The sequence below is a fragment of the Pseudomonas sp. S06B 330 genome, assembly GCF_002845275.2.
Classification (GTDB): Bacteria; Pseudomonadota; Gammaproteobacteria; order Pseudomonadales; family Pseudomonadaceae; genus Aquipseudomonas.
Genome location: NZ_CP088149.1, coordinates 4,617,480 through 4,641,875, shown reverse-complemented (window position 1 = coordinate 4,641,875; position 24,396 = coordinate 4,617,480). Strand labels below are relative to the sequence as shown.

At 59.4% G+C, this 24,396-nt stretch carries 19 protein-coding genes; 13 read left to right on the top strand and 6 right to left on the bottom strand.

What is annotated here, in order from left to right; all coding sequences use genetic code 11:
* Window position 1 precedes the first annotated feature (1 nt).
* The 3 genes from trmD (at window position 2) to CX511_RS20800 (ending at window position 1,648) form a co-directional block, all read left to right on the top strand.
* Window positions 2–754, top strand: coding sequence for a tRNA (guanosine(37)-N1)-methyltransferase TrmD (trmD, locus tag CX511_RS20810; protein WP_045189511.1), 753 nt, complete (start codon window positions 2–4; stop codon window positions 752–754).
* Between the two features lie 42 nt (window positions 755–796).
* Window positions 797–1,147 (top strand): 50S ribosomal protein L19, encoded by a 351-nt coding sequence (rplS, locus tag CX511_RS20805; protein ID WP_010220244.1) that lies wholly within the window; start codon window positions 797–799, stop codon window positions 1,145–1,147.
* A 93-nt stretch (window positions 1,148–1,240) separates the two neighbouring features.
* On the top strand, window positions 1,241–1,648 hold the full coding sequence (locus CX511_RS20800; protein ID WP_045189513.1) for an acyl-CoA thioesterase: 408 nt from the start codon (window positions 1,241–1,243) through the stop codon (window positions 1,646–1,648).
* Between the two features lie 83 nt (window positions 1,649–1,731).
* Here CX511_RS20800 and CX511_RS20795 read toward each other — a convergent pair whose 3' ends face one another.
* Window positions 1,732–3,534 (bottom strand): cation:proton antiporter, encoded by a 1,803-nt coding sequence (locus CX511_RS20795; protein WP_045189516.1) that lies wholly within the window; start codon window positions 3,532–3,534, stop codon window positions 1,732–1,734.
* 76 nt (window positions 3,535–3,610) lie between these two features.
* Here CX511_RS20795 and xerD point away from each other — a divergent pair, with 76 nt between their 5' ends.
* From xerD to CX511_RS20765, 6 genes are all read left to right on the top strand, one after another.
* Entirely contained in the window at window positions 3,611–4,507 is an 897-nt protein-coding gene (xerD, locus tag CX511_RS20790) for a site-specific tyrosine recombinase XerD (RefSeq protein ID WP_045189518.1), read from the top strand.
* A 137-nt stretch (window positions 4,508–4,644) separates the two neighbouring features.
* The gene (gene dsbC / locus CX511_RS20785; RefSeq protein WP_045189520.1) at window positions 4,645–5,379 is read left to right on the top strand and encodes a bifunctional protein-disulfide isomerase/oxidoreductase DsbC; all 735 of its coding nucleotides are present in this window, start codon (window positions 4,645–4,647) and stop codon (window positions 5,377–5,379) included.
* An 81-nt stretch (window positions 5,380–5,460) separates the two neighbouring features.
* Complete coding sequence (locus tag CX511_RS20780; protein ID WP_045189522.1) at window positions 5,461–6,765, top strand: homoserine dehydrogenase; 1,305 nt, start codon at window positions 5,461–5,463, stop codon at window positions 6,763–6,765.
* Between the two features lie 27 nt (window positions 6,766–6,792).
* Window positions 6,793–8,202, top strand: coding sequence for a threonine synthase (thrC, locus tag CX511_RS20775; RefSeq protein WP_045189524.1), 1,410 nt, complete (start codon window positions 6,793–6,795; stop codon window positions 8,200–8,202).
* Between the two features lie 753 nt (window positions 8,203–8,955).
* On the top strand, window positions 8,956–12,558 hold the full coding sequence (locus CX511_RS20770; protein ID WP_101292682.1) for a transporter substrate-binding domain-containing protein: 3,603 nt from the start codon (window positions 8,956–8,958) through the stop codon (window positions 12,556–12,558).
* An 85-nt stretch (window positions 12,559–12,643) separates the two neighbouring features.
* Window positions 12,644–13,864 carry an EAL domain-containing response regulator gene (locus CX511_RS20765; RefSeq protein ID WP_045189528.1) on the top strand — a complete coding sequence of 407 codons (1,221 nt, stop codon included), beginning with the start codon at window positions 12,644–12,646 and terminating at the stop codon, window positions 13,862–13,864.
* Window positions 13,865–13,872: 8 nt separating this feature from the next.
* Here the strand turns inward: CX511_RS20765 and CX511_RS20760 are convergent, their stop codons facing one another.
* Entirely contained in the window at window positions 13,873–14,535 is a 663-nt protein-coding gene (locus CX511_RS20760) for a response regulator (protein ID WP_045189530.1), read from the bottom strand.
* A 154-nt stretch (window positions 14,536–14,689) separates the two neighbouring features.
* Between CX511_RS20760 and CX511_RS20755 the strand changes: the two genes are divergently transcribed.
* Complete coding sequence (locus CX511_RS20755) at window positions 14,690–14,980, top strand: DUF3509 domain-containing protein (protein ID WP_045189732.1); 291 nt, start codon at window positions 14,690–14,692, stop codon at window positions 14,978–14,980.
* A 156-nt stretch (window positions 14,981–15,136) separates the two neighbouring features.
* Here the strand turns inward: CX511_RS20755 and CX511_RS20750 are convergent, their stop codons facing one another.
* Both CX511_RS20750 and CX511_RS20745 read right to left on the bottom strand, forming a co-directional pair.
* Window positions 15,137–16,018: a TIGR02285 family protein gene (locus tag CX511_RS20750; protein ID WP_409077863.1), complete on the bottom strand. Its 882-nt coding sequence runs from the start codon at window positions 16,016–16,018 to the stop codon at window positions 15,137–15,139.
* 47 nt (window positions 16,019–16,065) lie between these two features.
* The gene (locus tag CX511_RS20745) at window positions 16,066–17,265 is read right to left on the bottom strand and encodes a CaiB/BaiF CoA transferase family protein (RefSeq protein WP_045189532.1); all 1,200 of its coding nucleotides are present in this window, start codon (window positions 17,263–17,265) and stop codon (window positions 16,066–16,068) included.
* A gap of 130 nt (window positions 17,266–17,395) precedes the next feature.
* On the opposite strand from CX511_RS20745, the gene CX511_RS20740 reads away from it, so the two are divergent.
* The 3 genes from CX511_RS20740 to CX511_RS20730 all read left to right on the top strand — a co-directional run bounded on the left by CX511_RS20740 (window position 17,396) and on the right by CX511_RS20730 (window position 20,926).
* Window positions 17,396–17,938, top strand: coding sequence for a YaeQ family protein (locus CX511_RS20740; protein WP_045189534.1), 543 nt, complete (start codon window positions 17,396–17,398; stop codon window positions 17,936–17,938).
* A 54-nt stretch (window positions 17,939–17,992) separates the two neighbouring features.
* Window positions 17,993–19,702, top strand: coding sequence for a single-stranded-DNA-specific exonuclease RecJ (gene recJ, locus CX511_RS20735; protein WP_101292680.1), 1,710 nt, complete (start codon window positions 17,993–17,995; stop codon window positions 19,700–19,702).
* A 117-nt stretch (window positions 19,703–19,819) separates the two neighbouring features.
* Window positions 19,820–20,926, top strand: coding sequence for an NADH:flavin oxidoreductase/NADH oxidase (locus tag CX511_RS20730; RefSeq protein ID WP_045189538.1), 1,107 nt, complete (start codon window positions 19,820–19,822; stop codon window positions 20,924–20,926).
* A gap of 158 nt (window positions 20,927–21,084) precedes the next feature.
* Here CX511_RS20730 and CX511_RS20725 read toward each other — a convergent pair whose 3' ends face one another.
* A complete protein-coding gene (locus CX511_RS20725; RefSeq protein ID WP_101292678.1) occupies window positions 21,085–22,947 on the bottom strand; it encodes an NAD(P)-binding protein in 1,863 nt (620 codons plus the stop codon).
* 13 nt (window positions 22,948–22,960) lie between these two features.
* Complete coding sequence (locus tag CX511_RS20720) at window positions 22,961–24,385, bottom strand: gamma-aminobutyraldehyde dehydrogenase (protein ID WP_101292676.1); 1,425 nt, start codon at window positions 24,383–24,385, stop codon at window positions 22,961–22,963.
* Window positions 24,386–24,396: the final 11 nt, after the last annotated feature.

The window sequence follows — 24,396 nt, the reverse complement described above, 5'->3', positions numbered from 1 at the left end:
AATGGCCAGCCTGCGCGTAGACGTCATCACGCTGTTCCCCGAGATGTTCTCGGCCATCAGTGAGTACGGCATTACCAGCCGAGCGGTGCGACAGGGGTTGCTGCAACTGACCTGCTGGAACCCGCGGGACTACACCACAGATCGTCACCATACGGTGGATGATCGGCCGTTTGGCGGTGGTCCGGGCATGGTGATGAAGATCAAGCCTCTGGAAGATGCCCTGGTAGCTGCCAGGCAGGCAACCGGAGAGGCGGCGAAGGTGATTTACCTGAGCCCGCAAGGCCGCAAGCTGAATCAGTCGGCGGTCAAAGACCTGGCGAGGCATGAATCGTTGATTCTGATAGCCGGTCGATATGAAGGCATTGACGAGCGCTTTATTGAGGCTCATGTCGATGAAGAGTGGTCGATTGGGGATTATGTCCTGTCCGGTGGTGAGCTACCGGCGATGGTCCTGATTGATGCGGTTACGCGACTGCTGCCCGGAGCTTTAGGGCATGCGGACTCGGCGGAGGAAGACTCCTTCACTGATGGTCTGCTTGATTGCCCGCACTACACCCGACCGGAGGTGTATGCGGATCAGCGTGTTCCCGACGTGTTGCTTAGTGGCAACCATGCACACATCCGGCGATGGCGTTTACAGCAGTCCCTTGGGCGGACCTATGAACGACGCGCCGATCTTCTGGAAAGTCGCTCACTTTCTGGAGAAGAGAAGAAGCTGCTCACGGAGTATCTCCGAGAGCGGGACGATAGTTAACGTATCGATGGTAGATCCGACGATTTACCTTAGGAGCACAGCATGACCAACAAAATCATTCAGCAGATCGAAGCTGAGCAGATGTCCAAAGAGATCCCGACCTTTGCCCCGGGCGACACCATTGTCGTTCAGGTGAAAGTAAAGGAAGGCGATCGTTCGCGTCTGCAGGCTTTCGAAGGCGTTGTCATCGCCAAACGTAACCGTGGTCTGAACAGCGCTTTCACTGTTCGCAAGATCTCCAACGGTGTTGGTGTTGAGCGTACTTTCCAGACCTACAGCCCGCAAATCGACAGCCTGGCCGTGAAACGTCGTGGTGACGTGCGTAAAGCCAAGCTGTACTACCTGCGCGACCTGTCCGGTAAAGCCGCTCGCATCAAGGAAAAACTGTCCTGATGACAGTTTGACCGGTGGCTACGGCCACTATGCGAAAAAAGCAGCCTTCGGGCTGCTTTTTTGTTGTCTGTAATTTGTCCCTGATGTGAGTTTATGAGCCCCAGAGAGCAGGAAATCGAACGCCGCACCGAACTGTCGGTGACCCGCGTTACCAAGGCGGTGTTTCCGTCCACTACCAATCATCACAACACCTTGTTCGGTGGTACCGCTTTGGCCTGGATGGATGAAGTGTCGTTCATCGCCGCCACGCGCTTTTGCCGGTTGCCGTTGGTGACTGTGTCCACCGACCGGATCGACTTCAAGCACCCGATTGCCGCTGGTTCCATTGTCGAGTTGGTTGGGCGGGTGGCTGCTGTGGGCAATACCAGTCTCAAGGTTGAGGTTGAAGTGTTTGTCGAAAGCATGAGCTGTGACAGTCGCGAGAAGGCCATCCATGGCCTGTTCAGCTTTGTTGCCATCGATGAAGACAAGCGGCCGGTGCCGGTTCTGCCTGGGTTCTGAGTACCAGCCCCGATCCCTTCGCCGGCAATGTCGACTCCCACAACGTGTGGGAGCTGGCGTTGCCAGCGATGAGGTCGCAGCGGCTAGCTTTGTTCCGGCTGAATCAGTGCCACCACTGCCCACCCAGCGCCCGGTTTGAGCGCACTATCGGGCCCGAACACATGCACCCAGCCACTGCCGTCACGGGCAAACAGCAAGGTTGCCCGCTCGCCATGCAGTGCTTGATAGTCTTCCCAGCCAAAGGTCTCAGTCAGGTTGGTGCTGTACAGCTCTGCACCCTGATGTAACTGATTGGCCAGCTGAACGTAGGTCAGTGCCTGGCTGCCCAATACATGCCCCCGATGCTCGTCACTGGCGCGGTGCTTGTCACTACGCTGCGTCTCCAACCCGCTGGCCAGTACGAACAAACGCGCATGACCAAAGTCATGACGAAATCGTGCGCACGCCAGGGTATTGAGCTCTCCCGCAGGGGACAGGCCAAGCAAGTGCCCCAGGCCAACCAGATCCAGATGGGCATCGGCATGCTGTGAGGCTGGATTACCAAAGTAAGTCGGCAGCCCCTCCATTCGCGCCGCACGGATGTTTTCCCAGCTCGAATCGGTGAGCAAAACCCGGCAGTCCAATTGCTGCAAGGCCTTGGCGATGGTGCGGGCCGGAGGGTTGGCGCCGACGATCAGAAAGCCGCTAGGCGCAGGTTCCGCGACCTTCAGCAAGCGTGCCAGCGGCCGAGCCGTGGCACTTTGCAACACGACAGTGCCGATAATCACGGCAAAGGTCAGCGGCACCAGCAGCAGGGCGCCCTCATGACCGGCTTCATCCAGGCGAATGGCGAAAATCGCTGACACCGCCGCGGCAACGATCCCTCGCGGTGCAATCCAGCCGAGCAGGGCGCGTTCGCGCCAGTTCAAGTTCGAACCCCAAGTAGACAGTACGACGTTCAGTGGGCGGGCGATCAACTGGATGACCAGCAGCAATGCCAGCACCGCCGGGCCAAGGCCGAGCAGGGCGTTAAGGTCCAGGCGTGCTGCCAGGAGGATGAACAGCCCAGAGATCAGCAGGACGCTTAGGTTCTCCTTGAAGTGCAGGATCTGCCGAACATCTACGCCTTTCATGTTGGCCAGCCACATACCCATGAGGGTTACTGCCAGTAGACCTGATTCATGGGTCACCTGGTTGGAGGCGATAAAGATGCCCAGTACCGCAGCCAGCGACGCCAGGTTATGCAGGTACTCGGGGAGCCATTGTCGGCGCATCACCTGGCCGAGGATCCAGCCCCCGGCTGCGCCAAATGCGCTACCGCACAGAATCACTCCGGCGAAGGTCATCAGGCTTTGACTCAGGCCATTGCCGGCAGCACTGGCGATGATGAAGCTGTACACCACTACCGCTAACAGCGCGCCGATCGGGTCGATGACAATGCCTTCCCAGCGCAGAATATTGGCAATGGTCGATTTCGGTCGCACCACCCGCAACATCGGCACGATGACTGTAGGGCCAGTGACCAGGGTCAAGGTGCCGAACAGGGTCGCCAGCAACCAGTCAAAGCCCAGCAACCAATGGGTGGCCAAGGTGATGATGATCCAGGTCGACAGGGCGCCGACGGTAACCATGCGATGCACCACCGTGCCGATCTCGCGCCATTGCGACAAGTGAAGGGTCAAACTGCCTTCGAACAGGATCAGTGCCACCGCCAGTGAAACCAGTGGCATCAGCAGCGGGCCGAACATTTCTTGTGGATCCAGCCAGCCAAGAATTGGTCCGGCAAGAATGCCGCTGACCAAGAGAAAGAGTATTGCCGGTAGTTTTAAGCGCCAGGCCAGCCATTGGCAGGCGAGGGCAGCAACGCCAATGCCACCAAAGGTCAGCAATATCTGTTGTTCGTTCATTCGGACTCCCTATGCCGACCATGTTGTGGAAGACTAGCGGCAATATTGCGCTTTCGTCATCTGCTTCCGAGTTGTCATGCCTGCCATTGAACATCCCCTGATTGACCAGTTCCTCGACGCCCTGTGGCTGGAAAAAGGCCTGGCGGATAATACCCGCGAGTCTTATCGCAGTGACCTGGCGTTGTTCAATGGCTGGCTTGAAGAGCGCGGTGTGGCGTTGCCTGATGCCGGGCGCGAGCTGATTCTCGATCACTTGGGCTGGCGCCTGGATCAAGGCTACAAGCCGCGGTCGACTGCGCGCTTTCTTTCTGGTGTCCGTGGCTTCTATCGTTATTTGCTACGGGAAAAGCTGATTGGCGTCGACCCAACATTGCAGGTCGAGATGCCGCAGTTAGGTCGGCCTTTGCCCAAGTCGCTGTCTGAGGAAGACGTGGAGGCGTTGTTGCAGGCGCCAGACCTCGGCGAGCCTATCGGTCAACGCGACCGTGCCATGCTTGAAGTCCTTTACGCCTGTGGCCTGCGTGTCACTGAGTTGGTCAGTCTGACCCTGGATCAGGTCAACTTGCGTCAGGGTGTATTGCGGGTCATGGGCAAGGGCAGCAAGGAGCGCCTGGTGCCGATGGGTGAAGAGGCGGTGGTATGGCTGGAGCGCTACCTGCGCGATGGCCGCAATGAGTTACTCAACGGGCGCCCGAGCGACGTGCTGTTTCCCAGCCTGCGTGGCGAGCAGATGACCCGTCAGACGTTCTGGCATCGGATCAAGCATCAGGCGCAGGTTGCCGGTATCAGCAAGAGCCTGTCACCGCACACCTTGCGCCATGCCTTCGCCACGCATTTGCTCAACCATGGGGCTGACTTGCGGGTAGTGCAGATGCTACTGGGGCACAGTGACTTGTCGACCACGCAGATCTACACCCATGTTGCCCGGGCTCGGTTGCAGGAGTTGCATGCCCGCCATCATCCGCGTGGCTGATCACGGTATCGGCTGGGGGCGGTCTGCATGGACATGATGTGGTAGGCTTGGGCGGTTTGCATCAAGGGCCATCCGCGCACCGTCATTTCAGCACGTGCCTTGCTTGATTGGCCCTTTGCCCGCCTTCAGGAGTTTCCATGCGCGTGACCCAGATTATCGCCACCGCCACCCTGGCGTTGGTCAGCACTTTTGCCGCTGCCGCCGACAACGCCGAGCAGGCAATCCGTAAGACCCTGCAGACCCTGGAACTGGGTTTGCCGGTCGAAAGCGTTGCCTCAAGCCCATTGAACGGCTTGTACGAAGTCAAGCTTCAGGGCGGTCGCGTATTGTATGCCAGCCCCGATGGCCAGTTCGTCATGCAGGGCTATCTGTATCAGATCCAGGATGGCAAGCCGGTCAACCTGACGGAAAAAACCGAGCGTCAGGCCATCGCCAAGAGCATTAATGCTATTCCAGCGGCCGAGATGGTGGTTTATCCTGCCAAGGGCGAAACCAAATCGCACATCACTGTGTTTACCGACACGACCTGCCCGTACTGCCACAAGCTGCACGCCGAAGTTCCTGAGCTCAACCGTCGCGGTATCGAAGTGCGCTACGTAGCCTTCCCGCGACAGGGCCTCGGCTCCCCGGGCGACGAACAATTACAAGCCGTCTGGTGCTCCAGCGACCGCAAGGGCGCTCTGGACAAGATGATCGACGGTAAAGAAATCAAGGCGGCCAAATGCGCCAACCCGGTCAGCAAGCAATTCCAGCTGGGCCAATCGATTGGTGTCAACGGTACCCCGGCCATCGTCCTTGAGGACGGTCAGGTGATTCCGGGTTATCAACCGGCGCCACAGGTTGCCAAGTTGGCACTGGCCGGCAGTAAGTAAATCAACAAGCGAGCCGTCACCATGGGGAGACGGCTGTTTTCACGAACGGCTGCGTGCCGTTCGTTCAATGGGGAGTTCACAGTGAAACCGGTCAAAGTAGGCATCTGTGGGTTGGGGACCGTCGGTGGCGGTACCTTCAATGTACTTCAGCGTAACGCCGAGGAGATCGCCCGCCGTGCCGGGCGTGGTATCGAAGTGGCACAGATTGCCATGCGTTCGCCAAACCCGAATTGCCAGATTACCGGTACCCCCATTACCGCTGATGTATTCGAGGTCGCAACGAACCCGGAAATCGACATTGTCATCGAGCTGATTGGCGGCTACACCATTGCCCGTGATCTAGTGCTCAAGGCAATCGACAACGGCAAGCACGTGGTCACCGCCAACAAGGCGCTGATCGCCGTGCACGGCAACGAAATTTTCGCCAAGGCGCGCGAGAAGGGCGTTATTGTCGCCTTCGAAGCGGCAGTGGCAGGCGGTATTCCCGTCATCAAGGCAATTCGTGAAGGCCTCTCGGCCAACCGCATCAACTGGGTCGCCGGGATCATCAACGGCACTGGCAACTTCATCCTCACTGAAATGCGTGAGAAGGGCCGCACCTTCCCCGACGTGCTTGCCGAAGCTCAGGCCTTGGGTTATGCCGAAGCCGATCCAACCTTCGACGTTGAAGGCATCGACGCGGCGCACAAGCTGACCATCCTGGCCTCCATCGCCTTTGGTATCCCACTGCAGTTCGACAAGGCTTACACCGAGGGTATCACCCAGCTGACCACCGCCGATGTGAACTACGCCGAAGCCCTTGGCTACCGGATCAAGCACCTGGGCGTGGCGCGCAGTACCGCCAACGGCATCGAGCTGCGGGTCCACCCGACACTGATCCCAGCCGACCGCCTGATCGCCAACGTCAACGGTGTGATGAACGCGGTCATGGTTAACGGTGATGCCGCTGGCTCTACGTTGTTCTACGGTGCGGGCGCTGGTATGGAGCCTACCGCTTCCTCAGTAGTGGCCGATTTGGTCGACGTGGTCCGGGCAATGACCTCCGATCCGGAAAACCGTGTGCCCCACCTGGCCTTCCAGCCGGATTCACTGTCGGCACATCCGATCCTGCCGATCGAAGCGTGCGAAAGCGCCTACTACCTGCGCATCCAGGCCAAAGATCATCCAGGCGTGCTGGCCCAAGTGGCAAGCATCCTCTCGGAGCGGGGCATCAACATCGAATCGATCATGCAGAAGGAAGTCGAGGAACAGGACGGCCTGGTGCCAATGATCCTGCTCACCCACCGTGTGCTCGAACAACGCATGAACGATGCCATCACCGCCCTGGAAGCATTGCAGGATGTGGTTGGCAACGTCGTACGTATCCGTGTCGAACAACTGAACTGAGCAGTCTTTGCGTTAGAGGATTAGGTCATGCGTTACATCAGTACCCGCGGTCAAGCACCGGCCCTGAATTTCGAAGACGTCCTGCTCGCCGGTCTGGCCAGTGATGGCGGTCTGTACGTGCCGGAAAACCTACCGCGTTTCACCCAGGAAGAAATTGCCTCCTGGGCAGGCCTGCCGTACCACGAGCTGGCATTCCGGGTGATGCGCCCGTTCGTCACCGGTAGCATTGCCGATGCCGACTTCAAGAAGATTCTCGAAGAAACTTACGGCGAGTTCGCCCACGCCGCAGTCGCCCCGTTGCGTCAGCTGAACAGCAACGAATGGGTATTGGAGCTGTTCCACGGCCCGACCCTGGCGTTCAAGGACTTTGCCCTGCAACTGCTCGGTCGCCTGCTGGACCACGTGCTGGCCAAGCGTGGCGAGCGCGTAGTGATCATTGGCGCCACCAGTGGTGACACCGGTTCTGCTGCCATTGAAGGCTGCCGCCGTTGCGACAACGTCGACATCTTCATCCTGCACCCGCACCAGCGTGTATCGGAAGTTCAGCGCCGGCAGATGACCACCATCTTTGGTGAGAACATCCACAATATCGCCATCGAAGGCAACTTCGACGACTGCCAGGAGATGGTCAAGGCCAGCTTCGCTGACCAGGGCTTTCTCAAGGGCACGCGCCTGGTGGCGGTCAACTCGATCAACTGGGCGCGGATCATGGCCCAGATCGTCTACTACTTCCACGCGGCCCTGCAGTTGGGTGGCCCGGCGCGTTCGATTGCGTTCTCGGTGCCGACCGGTAACTTTGGCGATATCTTCGCTGGCTACCTGGCGCGCAACATGGGCCTGCCGATCAACCAGCTGATTGTCGCCACCAACCGCAATGACATCCTGCACCGTTTCATGAGCGGCAACCAGTACGTCAAGGAAACCCTGCACGCGACCCTGTCGCCTTCGATGGACATCATGGTCTCGTCCAACTTCGAGCGCTTGCTGTTCGACCTGCACGGTCGCAACGGCGCGGCGATTGCCGGGTTGATGGATGACTTCAAGCAGGGTGGTGGTTTCAGCGTCGATCAGGATCGCTGGACCGAAGCGCGCAAGCTGTTCGATTCGCTGGCCGTCGATGATGCGCAAACCTGCGAAACCATCGCCGAGGTCTTCGCCCAGACTGGTGAAGTACTTGATCCGCACACGGCGATCGGGGTCAAGGCCGCTCGCGAATGTCGGCGCAGCCTGGATACACCGATGGTGGTGCTGGGCACTGCGCATCCGGTCAAGTTCCCGGACGCGGTGGAAAAGGCCGGCGTCGGCAAGGCGCTGGAATTGCCAGCACACCTGAGTGACTTGTTCGCCCGGGAAGAGCGTTGCACAGTCTTGGCCAATGACCTGAAGGCGGTACAAGCGTTCGTCAGTCAGCATGGTAATCGCGGCAAGCCACTCTGACCGACTGATAGGCCCACAGAAAGCCCGTCTATGACGGGCTTTTTATGTTTTGGCATCGCGGCCTTCGACTCGCCACGTAAATCTACCTCTTGCGTCTTCAGTTACACCGAAGGTGCTGCGAACTGCCCCTGGATACCTACACAGCCGGACGCCCTCGGGCGACAATTGTGGGCGCCAGTTTTACTGGCGGTGGCATCGACTGGGTGTTAGTCAGTGTGCGGTGTCTGCATCGCTGGCAAGACCAGCTCCCACAAAAGCAGTGCAACACCTCGCACTGCACTTGATCTTGATCTTGATCTTGATCTTGTTTTTGATCTTTGTACGCGTAGGTTCATGCGCTGCAGACTGCGACTTCAGGAGGCCGAGTGGAGGTACCTGTAGGGGCAGTGCGCAGCACCTTCGGCGATAGTCGAAGACGCGAGACGTAGACTTGGCGAAGCAAGTCGTAGGCCGCGTGGCCCTGGAAGGTTCCGGAGCGAGGGGACCCGAAGCGCAGCGTAGGGCCGTATGCAGGAGCAAGCGGTTTTGCCTACTTTTTCCAAGAAAAAAGTAGGCCGCCGTAAGGGCGGAATGGGTCGTCAGCGTCGCTGCACCGAATGGCTCAGCCCCCGCCCTAAGCACCAGCACCAGCACCAGCACCAGCACCAGCACCAGCACCAGCACCAGCACCAGCACGAGCCCCCAGATCAGGATGCCGTGAAGAACCTATTAACTTCTACACTGGCCTGAGTCAGAAGTAGCAATGGAGAATCGATGCGCAAAGGACCCCGTCAAACAACGGCGTTGCTGTTGGCCTGCCTGCTGTGGATCTGCACGGTAGGCTGGGCGCAGGCAGCACAACTGCCCTTTACCCTGGCACCGCCGTTCATCGACCTGGAACCGATGCCGTTGAGCCATGCCGAACAGCAATGGCTCGGCCCGGCACGCGTACTGCGGGTGGGGATCTCCATTGCTGATTATGAGCCGGTTGATATCACCATCGACCGCAACCGCTACCAGGGCATCAGTGCCGACTACCTGAGCCTGGTTGCCGACCGCCTTGGGCTCAAGACTCAAGTACTGGCATTCGCCAAGCGCGAGGAAGCCATCGAAGCCCTGCACAACGGGCTGATCGACGTGCTGACCAGCGCCAATGGCTTCGAGCGCAGCGTACCGGGCCTGCTTTTTACCGAGGACTACATCCCCGACCGCTCCATGGTAGTGGTACGCGGTGGCGCGGCGTTGCCCGCCGAGTCCCTGGCCGGGAAGAAGATTGTCCTGCTCGACGGCTATGCCGATACCCAGGTAATGCAGCGAGTCTATCCCCAGAGCCAGGTGATACTGGCCCCCAACCTCAGTAGCGCCCTGGAAGCCCTCAACCTGGGGGAAGTCGATGCCTTTATCGGCAACGAGATCATCATTCGCGCCTTCAACGCTCTGCGTCCGTACCTGGGCCTGCAAGTGGTTGGTCCCAGTGCCTTGCCACCCATTGGTTTCGCCTTCGCCATACGGGCCGAAGATCGGCCGTTGCAGGCCTTGTTCAACCGTGCGCTGGCCAGTCTCGATGATGCGGCGCGTCGGGAGATTCTTGGCCGTTGGACCTCCGGGCTAGGCTCGGATGTGGCCCATCACCGCGTCGTACTGACCGCCAAGGAGCGGCAATGGATCGCCAGCCATCCAAAGGTGACGGTGGTCGGCAGCCAGTATCCACCGTACCTGTTTCGCAATCGCCAGGGCGATTGGACAGGCCTCAACAGCGATGTATTGGCCACCATTGCGCAGTTGACCGGGCTGCAGTTTGTCTATGCACCTTCCGGGTCGATCGCCCAAAGTCTGCACCTGCTCAAGACCGGACAGGCAGACATGAGTACCACGTTGAGCGAAACGCCGGAACGTCGGACGTTCCTCAACTTCACCCATTCGTTGGGTGGGCAGAGCTGGGTGTTCATTGTTCGACCCGCGAACCTGGGGCTGGCGTCGCTGGAAGAGCTGGCCGGCGAAACCCTGGCCTTGCCTGCCCAGCATGCGCTGGAGAGCAGTATCCGCCACGAGCACCCTGGCATCCGTTTGCTGCTGGTGGATTCGCTGCAGCAGGCGCGGGAAAAAGTACGCACCGGCGAGGCGTTGGCGACCATTGACAGTGAGATCGGTGCCTACAGCGTGCTCAACAATGAACCGCAACTCAAGGTCGGACGTGGGGTGGAGGGCAAATGGGCGCCGGACAGGTTTTCCGTGCGACGCAACGCCCCGGAACTGGAAAGCATTGTGAACAAGGCGCTGGAAGCCTTCCCGGTTGCTGAGCTACGTGCCGTACGCATGAAGTGGTTGGGCGCGTTGGCTCCACCAGCTCCGGCTTGGCAGCAGATTGCACCCTGGATGTACTGGAGCGCGGCGGGCGCTGTGCTGTTCGGACTGGCTTCACTGCTCTGGAGCAGTCGCTTGCGGGCGCAGATCAACCAGCGGGAAAAGGCCGAAGAGGCGCTCAACGACCAGTTGGCCTTCAAGCGCGCATTGCTCGACGGAATCCCCAATCCAATTTATGTGCGGGATCTGGAGGGACGCCTGATTACCTGTAACAAGAGTTACGAGCAGGTGTTCTCATTGCGCCTGGAGGATGTCAAAGGACGTCGCCTGACCGACATCGAGGTGATCCCCCATGAATTGGCAACGCAACTGCACGCAGACTATTTAAGTCTGCTGCAGGACCCCAAACCGGTGTTTGTTGATCGCTGTATTGAGCATCAGGGCCAGCGCACCGATGCCTACCAATGGACAGTGCCGTTCTACCGCGCCGATGGTCAACTGCAAGGCCTGCTCGGCGGCTGGATCGACATCACTGAACGCAAGCAACTGGAAGTTGATCTGGTCGAGGCGCGCCAGCAGGCGGAGCAGGCCAACCAGGCCAAAAGTGTCTTCCTGGCGACCATGAGCCATGAGATCCGAACGCCTATGGCGGTGATCGTCGGCTTGCTTGAACTGGAGCGCGAAACAGCTCTGGCCAACGGCCAAGTGCCGTCACCAGGATTGGAGACTGCCCACCGATCGGCGGGTGAGCTCATGGCCTTGATCGGTGACAGCCTGGACCTGGCCCGGATTGAAGCCGGTAGCCTGCAGCTGGCACCTCAGGCGATTGCGCTGAAGCCGTTTATGGAAGGCATAGTCAGTCAGTTTCGCAACCAGGCTGTGACGCAAGGCTTGGATCTGCACCTGCACGTTGCCGACGACGTACAAGGCGCGTATTGGTTTGATCCTCTGCGACTGCGTCAGGTGATGGTCAACTTGCTCGGTAATGCCCTCAAGTTTACACACCTGGGCCAGGTCAATGTCCAGGTCAGTCGTACCGGGCAGGACACGCCAGCAGGGGTGGGCTTGCTGTTTTGTGTGCGTGACAGTGGAATTGGCCTCAGTGCGCAGCAGCAAAGCGAACTGTTCACTCCCTTTGTTCAGGCCAGTGCGCGTTTAGCCGGCGAGTACGGGGGCTCTGGTTTAGGTTTGAGCATTTGCCGGCAACTGGTAGAGCTGATGGACGGTACAATTAGCCTGCAAAGTGCGCCGGGTCAGGGCACCGAGGTACGTGTGGAGATTGCCGTTGAGCCGGTTGTCCAAGCCCAGGAACCTTGCGTCGCAGAGGCTGTACCCCGTCAGGACAGCCAGCCACGACGGATTCTGGTGGTGGATGACCTGTCTGCCAATCGCCTGGTGCTCAGCCAGCAACTGGCGTTTCTCGGCCATCAGGTGCTGGCCGTGGAATCGGGCCAGGCGGCACTGGAGGCGATGCAACGCGAACGCTTTGACCTGCTGCTGACCGACTGCAACATGCCGGTCATGAGTGGTTACGCCCTGGCTCGAGCGATCCGCCGGGTGGAAAGCCAACAGCTGCGACCGGCGACCGCCATCGTGGGTTGTACCGCCAATGCCATGAAAGAGGAGCGTGAGCGTTGCCTGGCGGCAGGGATGGACGACCTGCTGGTCAAACCGGTTTCCCTCGCGCGTTTGTCGGCGGTGATAGAGGCGCGGGCGCCGCTGTGCAGTTTTCGCATCCAGACCCTGCAGCAGATGACCCAGGCTAACCCGCAGGTCATGCAGCGTATGCTTGAGGAGTTGCAGAAGAACCTTGGTGAAGAACAGTTGTTGCTTGCTCAAGCCGTATCGGACCAGGCGCTGGACGCTATACGCGCCTCCTTGCATCGGATTGAGGGCGTTGCCTGCCTGATTGACGCCTTGCCCTTGGCCCAGGCGTGCGCTGCCTTGAGCCGCGCACGCCGTGAACGTGGTGCGGACGCGGTAAGCGCCGCCTGGCCTGCGCTGGAGCAGGTGATGCTGCAGCTCAAGGCGGATATTGAAAGGGAGCTTCAGAAAGTGCCGCATGCACTTTAGGACAAGTCCGATAGGTTGTTCGGATGTACTTGCCTAGAGTGGTACTTGTGCTGTCGCACATGACTGCCACTGCGGGGTAAGGTTCATGCATTCACTCAAGGTTCTGATTCTCGAGGACCATCCCTTTCAACTCATGGCGTTGCATCAAATGCTCAACGCCAACGGTGTATTCGATGTCTTGACTGCCGAATCGGTCGAGTCTGCCTGTCAGACCCTGTCGCGACGCGGTCGGGTCGATATCGCCATTTGCGACTTGCAAATGGACGGCGCTGATGGCCTGGCGTTGATCCGCCATCTGGCTGAAAGCGGGTTAGCCGCAGCGGTTGTCATTCTCAGTGCCGCCGAGCCTTGCGTAATTGAAAGTGTGGGAGCGCTGGCCCGGCAACTGGGGCTGAACGTACTGGGTTGTGTGCCCAAGCCGGCCACGAGCCTGGTCCTGCATGAGTTGTTGCGCCGTTACCTTGATCAGGAAAGCACCAAACTTGCCCCTGTCGAGTTGCCAGTGTGTCCGCAGTTGCTGCACCTGACAGCGCCCGAGCTGGCGCAATGCAAGGACCAGTGGGTGGTGCATTATCAACCTCAGGTCAATTGCGACGGTAAGCTGGTGGGGACTGAAGCATTGGTTCGCTGGCAGCATCCGAGGTTGGGCATGTTGTCACCGGCGCAGTTTCTTCCGCTGATCGAGCGTGCGGGTTTGTTTGATACCTTGACCTGGCATGTGCTGGACCAGGCGTTGGCGTTCAGTGCGCAGTATCAAACGCGCACCGGTGCGGCGTTGCCAGTGGCGGTAAACATCGCCCCGCAACTGTTGCTGCGTGATGATTTTCACGATCAGGTCAAGGCGGCGCTTCAGCGTCATGCTGTGCCTGCCAACGCCTTGACCCTGGAAATGATCGAAACTGCCGGTAGCGCACTGAACGAGGCGCAGCTCGAGGGCCTGCTGCACCTGCGCATTCTCGGTTGCCAGCTGTCCATCGATGATTTCGGCACGGGCGTTTCCAATGTACAGCGCCTGCTGGAACTGCCGTTTAGCGAGTTGAAACTGCCCAGTGAATTTGTTCGCGGTATGGCTCAGGATGGCCGCAAGGCTGCGGTGGTAGCGGGTGCGCTGATCATGGCGCGGCGTATGAACCTCAATGTGGTGGTCGAGGGGGTGGAAACGCTTGACGATCTACTGGCCATCAAGGATTTGGGGCATCCGGTCATGCAAGGCTACTTCATCGCCCGACCCATGCCGGGCGGGCAACTGCTGGAGTGGATCACAATGCGTACAAACGCCAGTATCCAGCAAGTGGCCACGGCGTGAACGTTCGCTCACCTCAGGCCATGCTCCTGCAGGTAGAGATAGAGCGCAGCATCGTTGGCCACCCCCAGCTTGCGCATGGCGCTGACTTTTTGGGTGCTGACCGTTTGTTTACTGCGATTGAGCAGGGCGGCGATCTGACTCACTGTATGTCCGGCGGCCAGCAGACGGGTAACCTCCAGCTCCTTGGGCGAAAGGTTTTCCTGAACGCCCATCATGTCCTCGCGTACGGCGCCCTCCTGAAGCAACAGGCGCTGAACTGAGGTGGCCAGGTAGGTTTTGCCTTGGGCCATGTAACCGATGGCCTGAGGCAGTTCATCAGCCAGGCTGGCCTTGCTCAACAAACCATTGACTCCCAGATTGAGCATCGCCCGGAACAGCCCGGCGTTGCTGAGCATGGTCACCACCAAAATCGGCAAATGCGGATAGTGCCGGCGAATCTGCTCAAGCAATTTCAGGCCGTCGTTCTGCTCCTCGGCCGGCATCATGAAGTCCGTCACCAGCACATCGCACTGTTGAGCGTGCAGGTGGGTCAACAATTCCTTCGGGCTTCCGGCTTGGGCGACGACCTTCACGCCGCTGATCTGATCAAGTACAGCCTGCAAACCGATACGAAAGATCGGATGGTCGTCCGCCAGGATGATGCGCAATGGCTGCAGGGGGGAAGTACTCAAAGCAGGCTCCGTTCGGGCAATGGAGGGATTCAAACTGTCATTTTTGCCGGTCATGCTCGTTGAGCGAGCCGTGAAGCATACCAACAGAACTTTTCCGCATGATTCGCGGTCATTGGTGTATCCCTTGGAAACAGGAAGGTGAGCAATGGACAGAATGGAATGTTTGGGCTCGTTGCTAAGTGAAGCATTGGCGCCGTACCAGGTCACGCTGCAACCACAAGGTTCAGCAAATCTATTCACTCTGTGGGTGGTTGATGAGTCTAGCCAGCCCATCCTGCGTCGTTCAGTGGCACTTGGCGAACTGCAATCGCAATCCTTGCTGGTTGACTTGGTCGATGGCTTGCAGCGTGATTTGCGTGTCGTCGAAGGGCGCCTGCAGCCGTCAATGATCGCTGCCCTGCAGCAGGTACAGCAACAGCGTCGTGGCCAGTCGCTCAGCCTGTAAAGGAACCTTTGCCATGGTAGGCAATCTGAGACTATAGGGACCGTTGATGGGTGTTTTGCTCCGATACCTTTCGACGGTCGCGAGAAGTCCTGCGGGACTTTTGCTTAACCCCGGCGTCTTCCCCAGCGTCCGGGGTTTCTTTTTGCCTGTTGACTGTCAGTCGCCGAAAAACTGCTGACTGTCCTGCAGGTAGCGTTCGCGCAGCTCCGGGTCCAACCACTTGGCATAGAGGTCTGGCAAGGTATCGCGGCGTAGGGTTTTCAGCAGTTGGTCAATGTGACTGATGGCTTCGCGCCCAAGCGGGGTGTCGGCACAACCAACGTGGATGAACTGGTAGCGAGCCACACCCTGGATCGGATAGAACCGGTAGTTGTCTGCCGGCCATCCTTGTTGTTGTATCAGGTAGCGGACCTCCGGCCAGTAGCCAAGCAATAACTGCAGGCGCTCGCGTTGTTGCATCTGCAGCAAGTTGGTCACCGCATCATTGCCAAAGTGACGGCTCAAGGTTTTGGCTGGCAGGGTCTTGAGCAAGGCATCGACCGTAGGGCTATAGCTGCGTTCAGCAACCACGCCGAGTTTCATTGAAGTGCTGTCGAGCAAGGTGCGCAGGTTGACTTCGTCGTTGTTCAAGTAGGGTTTGAGCAGAGGCTGGTCTTGTTGGCGCACCACCACGCCGCTGCTGAGAATGCCCAGACTGGGCTGGGAGAAGTGCACGAATTGAGCACGCTCGGGTGTCCATAGGAGGGTGGGGTCGCAGGTAAAACGCCCCTCCTGGAGCATCTGATTGCCGCGTGCGCGGTTGACCCGCAGGATGCTGTGATCGTATTCGGGCATTTTTTCGATCAGCATCGGTAGCAACTGGTCGACGACTCCCTGGCCTTTGCTTGAACCCTCGAAGATCGTCAGCGGCGGCAGGTCGCGCAGCAGCCAGAACAACCGTTCCTTGGCCACTGCAATACCGGGCATGCTGGTGCCCAGCAGGGTGCAGAGCATCAATGCCAACAGCGTATGGCAGCGCTGTCGCCTGCGTTTGATCATATGCAAGTCTCCACCGTCGGGCCGGTCACCGGGTCAGGCGCAATGCGTTACACCGCGCCTTGCTCACGTAGGCGTGCAATGCCTGGTGCGTCGTAGCCGAGCTCAGCAAGCAGTTGCTCGGTGTGCGCGCCCAGTTCCGGCCCGACCCATTCGCTGGAGCCCGGTGTCTCTGATAGTTTTGGCACGATCCCAGGCATCTTGAACGGCTTGCCGTCGGGAAGCTTGGCGTGCAGGAACATTTCGCGGGCCAGAAACTGCGGATCGCTGAACATATCTTCGGCACTGAAAATACGGCTGGCCGGGACCTGCGCATCGTTGAGCACCTGCATCAGAGCGTCCAGCGTTAGGCTGGCGGCCCAGCGGTCGATGACGCCGTAGAGTTCATCGCGGCGTAAATCGCGGCCGTCGTTACTGGCCAATTGCGGATCGTCGGCCAGGTCCTGGCGGCCGATGGCCTGCATGAAGCGTTTGAAGATCGCATCGCCGTTGGCACCGATCTGCACATGTTTGCCGTCGGCGCTGGTGTGGATCGACGAAGGCGTGATGCCTGGCATGATGTTGCCCGTGCGCTCGCGAATAAAACCGAACACATCAAACTCGGGCACCATGCTTTCCATCATCGCGAAGATCGCTTCGTACAAGGCGACATCCACCACTTGGCCTTCACCGCCATTGACTTCGCGATGACGCAACGCCATCAAGGCGCCGATCACCCCCCACAATGCAGCGATTGAGTCGCCGATAGAAATGCCCGTACGCACCGGGGGGCGGTCTTCGAAACCGGTGATGTAGCGCAGCCCGCCCATGGACTCACCCACCGCACCAAAGCCAGGCTGGTCTTTCATCGGCCCGGTCTGGCCAAAGCCGGACAGGCGCACCATCACCAGCTTGGGGTTCAGGGCGTGCAGCGTGTCCCAGCCCAGGCCGAGCTTTTCCAGTACGCCGGGGCGGAAATTCTCGATCAGGATGTCGGCGTCGGCCAGCAGCTTTTTCAGAATGTCGATGCCTTCGGCATGCTTGAGGTTGAGGGTCAGCGATTGCTTGTTACGGGCCTGGACAAACCACCACAGCGAAGTGCCCTCATACAGCTTGCGCCATTTGCGTAACGGATCACCGCCATCGGGGGACTCGACCTTGATGACCTGGGCACCGAATTCGGCACAGATGCGCGAAGCAAAAGGGCCGGCAATCAGGGTACCGAGTTCGATGACTTTCAGTCCGGCGAGGGGTTTGCTGGGCGTGGGCATGTGGCGTCCGTAGCGGCAGGTCAGAGCTCCCGTTTTTATCACAGGCAGACGCGCTCAGATACTGTCGCGGGGCAAGGATTGTACGGATCGGTTAGACTGGGCGACTTTTTCTTTGCGCAAGATGCCCGCCATGGCCCAGCCCTCCACGACCTACAAGTTTGAACTGAACCTCACCGATCTTGATCGCGGTGTGTACGAAAGCGTCAAGCAAACCATTGCCCGCCACCCTTCGGAAACCGAAGAGCGTATGGCCGTGCGGTTGTTGGCCTATGCGCTGTTCTACAACGAACAGCTGGCGTTCGGTCGCGGCTTGTCGGAGGTCGATGAGCCCGCTTTGTGGGAAAAAAGCCTGGATGATCGCGTGTTGCACTGGATTGAAGTCGGTCAGCCAGACGCGGAGCGTTTGACCTGGTGCTCGCGTCGCACTGAACGTACCAGCCTGCTGGCCTATGGCAGCCTGCGTGTATGGGAGACCAAGGTCGTTCCAGCGGTCAAGAATCTGAAGAATGTGAATATTGCCGCTGTGCCGCAGGAGGTCCTGGAGACACTGGCCAAAGACATGCCGCGAGCGATCAAGTGGGATGTGATGATCAGCGAAGGTACGATCTTTGTCACTGATGACCGCGGCCAGCATGAAGTCCAGCTGCAATGGCTGCTGGGTGAGCGCGGCTGAGGCCGCCTTGCGCACATTCCCTATTTCCGATTGACGAGAAGCCCACCTCCGCCCATGCGTATCGAACCACGCCCACTACCTTCGACCCTGCCGCTGCTCGGCGACCTGCCGCCGTTGCTGACTCGCCTGTACGCCGCCCGCGGCGTGCAGTCAGCCGAAGAACTGGACAAAAGTCTGGCACGCCTGCTGCCTTTTCAGCAGCTCAAGGGCATTGATGCGGCGGTGGATCTGCTGGTTGAGGCCCTGGCTGAGCGTCAGCGTATTCTGATTGTTGGCGACTTCGATGCCGATGGTGCCACGGCCAGTACGGTGGGCGTGCTGGGCTTGCGCCTGCTGGGCGCAGCCCATGTCGATTATCTGGTGCCTAATCGCTTCGAATATGGCTACGGCCTGACGCCTGAGATTGTCCAGGTCGCGCTGGAGCGTCAACCTCAGCTGTTGATCACCGTCGACAACGGTATTTCCAGTGTCGACGGCGTGGCAGCGGCGAAAGCGGCCGGGCTCAAGGTGCTGGTGACCGATCACCACTTGCCAGGCACTGAATTGCCAGGCGCTGATGCCATCGTCAACCCCAACCAGCCGGGTTGCACCTTTGCCAGTAAGGCGCTGGCCGGGGTTGGGGTGATCTTTTACGTGCTGATGGCGTTGCGCGCGCGCCTGCGTAGCCTCGGGCACTATGAAAACCAGCCTCAACCGAATATCGGTGAATTGCTCGACCTGGTGGCGCTGGGCAGTGTCGCTGACGTGGTGCCGCTGGATGCCAATAACCGTATCCTGGTGCACCAGGGGCTCGAACGCATTCGTGCCGGTCGTGCCCGCCCGGGGCTCAAGGCGATCCTGGAAGTGGCGCGGCGTGACCACGCGCGTATCACCTCCACTGACCTGGGCTTTATTCTCGGGCCACGGCTCAATGCTGCCGGTCGCCTGGATGACATGAGCCTGGGCATCGAGTGCCTGCTCAGCGAGGACCCGAACCTGGCTCTGGAGATGGCCGGGCAGTTGGATGAATTAAACCAGGACCGCAAATCCATCGAGCAAGGCATGCAGCGCGAAGCACTGGCCCAGCTCAAGGACCTGCCACTGGAGTCGATGCCCTTCGGCCTTTGTCTGTTCGAACCAGACTGGCATCAGGGCGTGATTGGCATTCTTGCCTCGCGTCTCAAGGAACGCTACCACAGGCCAACCATTGCCTTCGCCGATGCAGGTGATGGCATGCTCAAGGGCTCAGCCCGTTCGGTACCAGGTTTTCACATTCGTGATGCCTTGGATGCCGTGGCGGCGCGCCAGCCGCAACTGATCAGCAAGTTCGGCGGCCATGCCATGGCCGCCGGACTGTCGTTGCCGGCGGATAACTTCCCGGCATTTGCCCAGGCGTTCGACGAAGAAGTGCGCAGGCAGTTGCAGGAAGATGACCTGACCGGCCGTCTGCTCACGGATGGCACGTTGGCCGTTGAAGAGTTTCACCTGGAGCTGGCGCGCGCACTGCGCCACGCCGGCCCTTGGGGGCAGCACTTCCCCGAGCCGTTGTTCCATGGGGTGTTCCAGCTGGTTGAGCAACGGGTGGTGGGCGAACGGCACCTGAAGGTGGTGCTCAAAAGCGAGTGCGGCGCGGTAAAACTCGATGGCATCGCCTTTAGCGTTGATCGGGAAGTTTGGCCGAACCCGACCGTGCGTTGGGTCGAATTGGCCTACAAGCTTGACGTCAACGAGTTCCGCGGCCAGGAAAGCGTACAGCTGATGATCGCGCATATGGAGCCGCGCTGAACTCAGAGATCAAAGTGGTCTAGGCTCAGAATGATTGGTCGAAGAACCTGCGGGGAAGATTCTGTGGTCGGCCGGTCAACCATCTGGAGCCTTACCACTTGATTTGAGAGGTGCCCCATGAGCCTGCTGCTTGATCCCTATACCCTGCGCCACCTGACCCTGCCCAACCGTATTGCGGTTTCACCCATGTGCCAGTACTCCAGTGTCGATGGCCTGGCCAATGACTGGCACCTGGTTCATCTGGGCAGCCGCGCGGTGGGCGGTGCCGGATTGATTTTTACCGAAGCCACGGCGGTCACTGCCGATGGCCGGATTACTGCCCAGGACCTGGGGCTGTGGGACGATGCGCAGATTGCGCCGTTGCAACGCATCACCCGCTTTATTACCGCGCAGGGCGCCGTGCCAGGCATTCAGTTGGCCCATGCCGGACGCAAAGCCAGTACCTATCGGCCATGGTTAGGCAAGCAGGGTAGCGTCAAGCCGCAAGAGGGCGGCTGGGTGCCGATCGGGCCGTCGAAGATTGCTTTCGACCCGCAGCACACCGCACCTGTGGAGATGAGCAAAGCGCAGATTGACGAGGTGATCCAGGCCTTTGTCGACGCGGCGCAGCGTGCGTTGAAAGCCGGTTTCAAAGTGGTTGAGGTGCATGCGGCTCATGGCTATTTGTTGCATCAGTTCCTTTCGCCCTTGAGCAATCAACGCCGTGATGAATACGGCAGCAGCTTCGAAAATCGCGTTCGTTTGACCTTGCAGGTAACTGAGGCGGTGCGAGAAGTCTGGCCGGAAGAGTTGCCGGTGTTTGTCCGGCTCTCGGCCACCGATTGGGTCGAGGATGGCTGGAACCCGGATGAAACCGTCGAGCTGGCCAAGCGTTTGAGGAAGCTGGGGGTGGATTTGATTGATGTCTCCTCCGGGGGAACATCAGTGAATGCCGAGATCCCCACGGGGCCTGGGTATCAGACGCAATTTGCCGCGAAGGTGCGTGAGGAGTCGGGGATTGCTACCGGTACGGTGGGGATGATTACCGATCCGATGCAGGCTGAAACCATATTGCGTACCGCGCAGGCCGATATCATCTTTCTGGCCCGCGAGCTGTTGCGCGATCCCTATTGGCCTTTGCATGCAGATGATGATCTTGGGGGGAACAGGGCGACCTGGCCGGCGCAATATCAACGTGCGACCAGTCGCGCTAATCCAATTCATGAGTCGGATTTACGCGATTGATTGGGCCTTGATGCTCAACAATGTGGGAAAACCATCTTTGCTTTGTTTGTGGGAGCTGGCCTTGCCAGCGATGCAGGCGCCGCGCAGCAACTGACACCGCGCCAATCCTATCGCCAGCAAGGCTGGCTCCCACAGCAATAGCCGACAACCTGTCGCTTTTATGCAAGCTCACCCACCGCCCGCCAGGCCTCATCAATGGCCGCATGCGCATAAGCACTCCAGGCCGCATCGGAATTGGCGATGCTGACGTTGCCGACCGGCTTGCGCGCGAGTTCCATCCACTGTTCCGTCTGTTCGGCGTCGTCATAAAGGGTGTTGGTGAAACAAGCGTATCCGTGTGGCCAGCGGTTGACGGTAATCGCCAGGATGTCCTGGGTGTGATCAAAACCACCGGGGCCAAGCATTCGCTGCAACTGTTCGCGCAATTGGCTTTCCAGTACATCAAACGGCGTGCCATACAAGCGTCCACGCCCGGCGCGAGCCTGGTCCCGGCTGTTCATCCCGCTGTCGGGGCTGGTCGGCACGTAGACCATGTGCAGGCCAATGGGCTGTGCCGGGTCGCGTGGATGCTCGTAGCCGCCGAGACTGACCGGGTAGTCCAGTTTGATCCGACTGTAGGGTTGGGTGGCGGCATAGATTTCATGCACCCCAAGCGTTTGAAACGCTTGCCAGTTGCGCACGATGACTTTGCTGTAAACCAGCGGGAACTTCACATTCTGGCTCAGAGCATGGGCCTGCTCAGTGGACAGGTCGCGCAGCAAGTAAGGGATCATCATGTTGTAGCAGGCAAGGATGCAGTGCTTGCCGCGCACCTGGACCAGTTGCCCGTCGCGGCTGTAGCCGACGTTTACCGCGCCCTCAACATTGCGCACGCTGACCGCGGTACTGTTCAGGCGCAGGCGAACCAGTTGCTCGGCGCGGTCGAGCTGGCTGTAGTCGAAATTGGCCAGGACGATGTCTTCCATGTCCTTGCCCGGTGCTACAGGTGGAATCAGGCTGCGCACCAGCAAGCGCGCCAACGAAGCATTGCCGTCAGGGAAATGGTAGATGTAGGGCTCTTGCATTTCGGCCTGGGCTTCTTCGCTAATAGGCTCCAGGTTCATCGCGGCAAAACCAGGGAAGCCTACGCTGTAGGCGTCAGCAGCAGCCACCGTATCGATGCTCAGGGCCATAAAATCGTTGGTGCGCCCTTGAAAATACTTCACCGCCGTTGCTGACAGGCCGACATCCTTGAGCAGAAAGTCCTGGTAGCTGGTGCGCTCCAAGTAGGTGGTTTTGTCCTCCAGGGACTTGCCTGCCAGGTAATCCCGAGGCGTCTGGTGCAGGTCGATCAAGGCCTTGCGGTCGCTTTCTGGCAAGGGGAAATCGTTGATGAAGTCACTGATCGAGCGGGCGTTGAGCTGTGTCGGGGCAATGTCGTCGGCGACCATCGGCGTCGGATCGCCGCTGACCAATTTATCTTCGCCGAAGTGCTCTTTGTCGAAAAACACCCCGCGTGACAAGCCCAGGTCGGGATAGAAGCTGCGATCGAACGCGGTTTCGAAGCGTTTGATATCGACGCCGAGCTTGTTCAGCAACGCGTTGACCTCGGTGCTGTACAGGTGGTTGGGGGACTGAAAGGCTTCGCTGCCACCGTAGCCGATAATCATCCGGCCACCGGCGCTGAATTCGTTGCGTTTGGCATGCCCGCCAAAGTCGTCGTGGTTTTCCAGAATGAGGATTTTTGCTGTTGGGTGTTTTTCCCGATAGAAAAAGGCCGCCGAGAGCCCGCTGATACCACCGCCGACCACCACCAGGTCGTAGGTTTCGCTGATCGGCAGGGCGTCAGTGGTGAAGCGCTTTTTCTCCCAGCCCATTTGGTGCGCCACTTCGAAGGCGCCGACATGGCTGCCACGTAGTCCAGTCAAGGACGGTGGGTAGTAGCGCTCATTCTGGGCAGCTTGCAGCAATTGCAGGGGCGTCAGGCCCGCGGCAATGCCGATAGCGACGCCATTGATGAAGTCGCGTCGGGTGATTTCCATGGGTTTCCTTACCTTAGTGCTTGAACATCACGTGCCGAATGCAGGTGTAGTCTTCCAGTCCGTACATGGACATATCCTTGCCATAGCCGGAAAGTTTCTGACCACCATGGGGCATTTCGCTGACCAGCATAAAGTGCGTGTTGACCCAGGTACAGCCGTACTGAAGGCGTGCCGAGAGGCGGTGGGCACGGCCGACATCGCCGGTCCAGAGCGAGGAGGCCAGGCCATAGTCCGAGTCATTGGCCCACGCCAGTGCTTGGGCTTCATCGTCGAAACGGGTGACTGAAACAACGGGGCCGAAGACTTCGCGGCGTACGATCTCGTCGTCCTGCTGGGCATCAGCCAGCACGGTTGGCTCGAAAAAGAAGCCGTCGCCAGCCACGGCTTTGCCACCGGTGACCAGGCGGATGTGCGGTTGGGCCACGGCGCGCTCGACCATGGCGGCGACACGGTCACGGTGCTGGGCGGTGATCAGTGGCCCAAGTTCAGTGTCCGGATTGTTTTGCAGGCCATGTTTGATACTGGCCACGGCGTTGCCAAGCTTTTCCACGAATTGCTCGTAGATACCGGTTTGGGCATAGATGCGACAGGCCGCCGTGCAGTCTTGGCCTGCGTTGTAGAAGCCGAACGTGCGGATGCCTTCAACGGCGGCGTCGATATCGGCGTCGTCAAAGATAATCACCGGGGCCTTGCCGCCCAGTTCCATGTGCATGCGTTTTACGCTTTGCGCTGTGCTGGTAATGATGTTGCTACCCGTTGGAATCGAGCCAGTCAGCGACACCATGCGTACTTTCGGGTGAGTGACCAGCGGCGTGCCGACACTCGGCCCGCGGCCAAAGAGGATGTTGAGCACACCCGCAGGAAACATCTCGGCAGCCAGTTGTGCCAGGCGCAAGGCAGTGAGTGGCGTCTGTTCCGAAGGTTTGAGTACCACTGTGTTGCCTGCAGCCAGAGCCGGCGCGATTTTCCAGGCGACCATCATCAATGGGTAGTTCCACGGTGCAATCGAGGCGACCACACCGAGTGGGTCGCGGCGAACCATAGAGGTGTGCCCAGGCAGGTATTCACCGGCCGCTGAACCGCCGAGGCAACGGCTGGCGCCAGCAAAGAAGCGGAATACATCAGCAATTGCCGGAATTTCGTCGTTGAGTGCTGCCGCGAAGGGCTTGCCGCAATTGTCGGACTCCAGACGCGCCAATTCCTCACCGTGGGCCTCGATGCTGTCCGCCAGTTTCAGTAAAAGCAGGGAACGGTCCTTGGGTGTGGTCTGCGACCAGCTGTCGAAGGCGTGGTCGGCGGCGCGTACGGCGGCATCAACCTGCGCCTCGCTGGCCTCGTTGATCTCCACCAGCACGCTGCCCAGGGCTGGGTTGAGTACAGCCAGTGCATCGCCTTCACCGGCAACCAGTTGGCCATTGATCAGCAGTCGGGTTTGCATGGTTAAGTCCT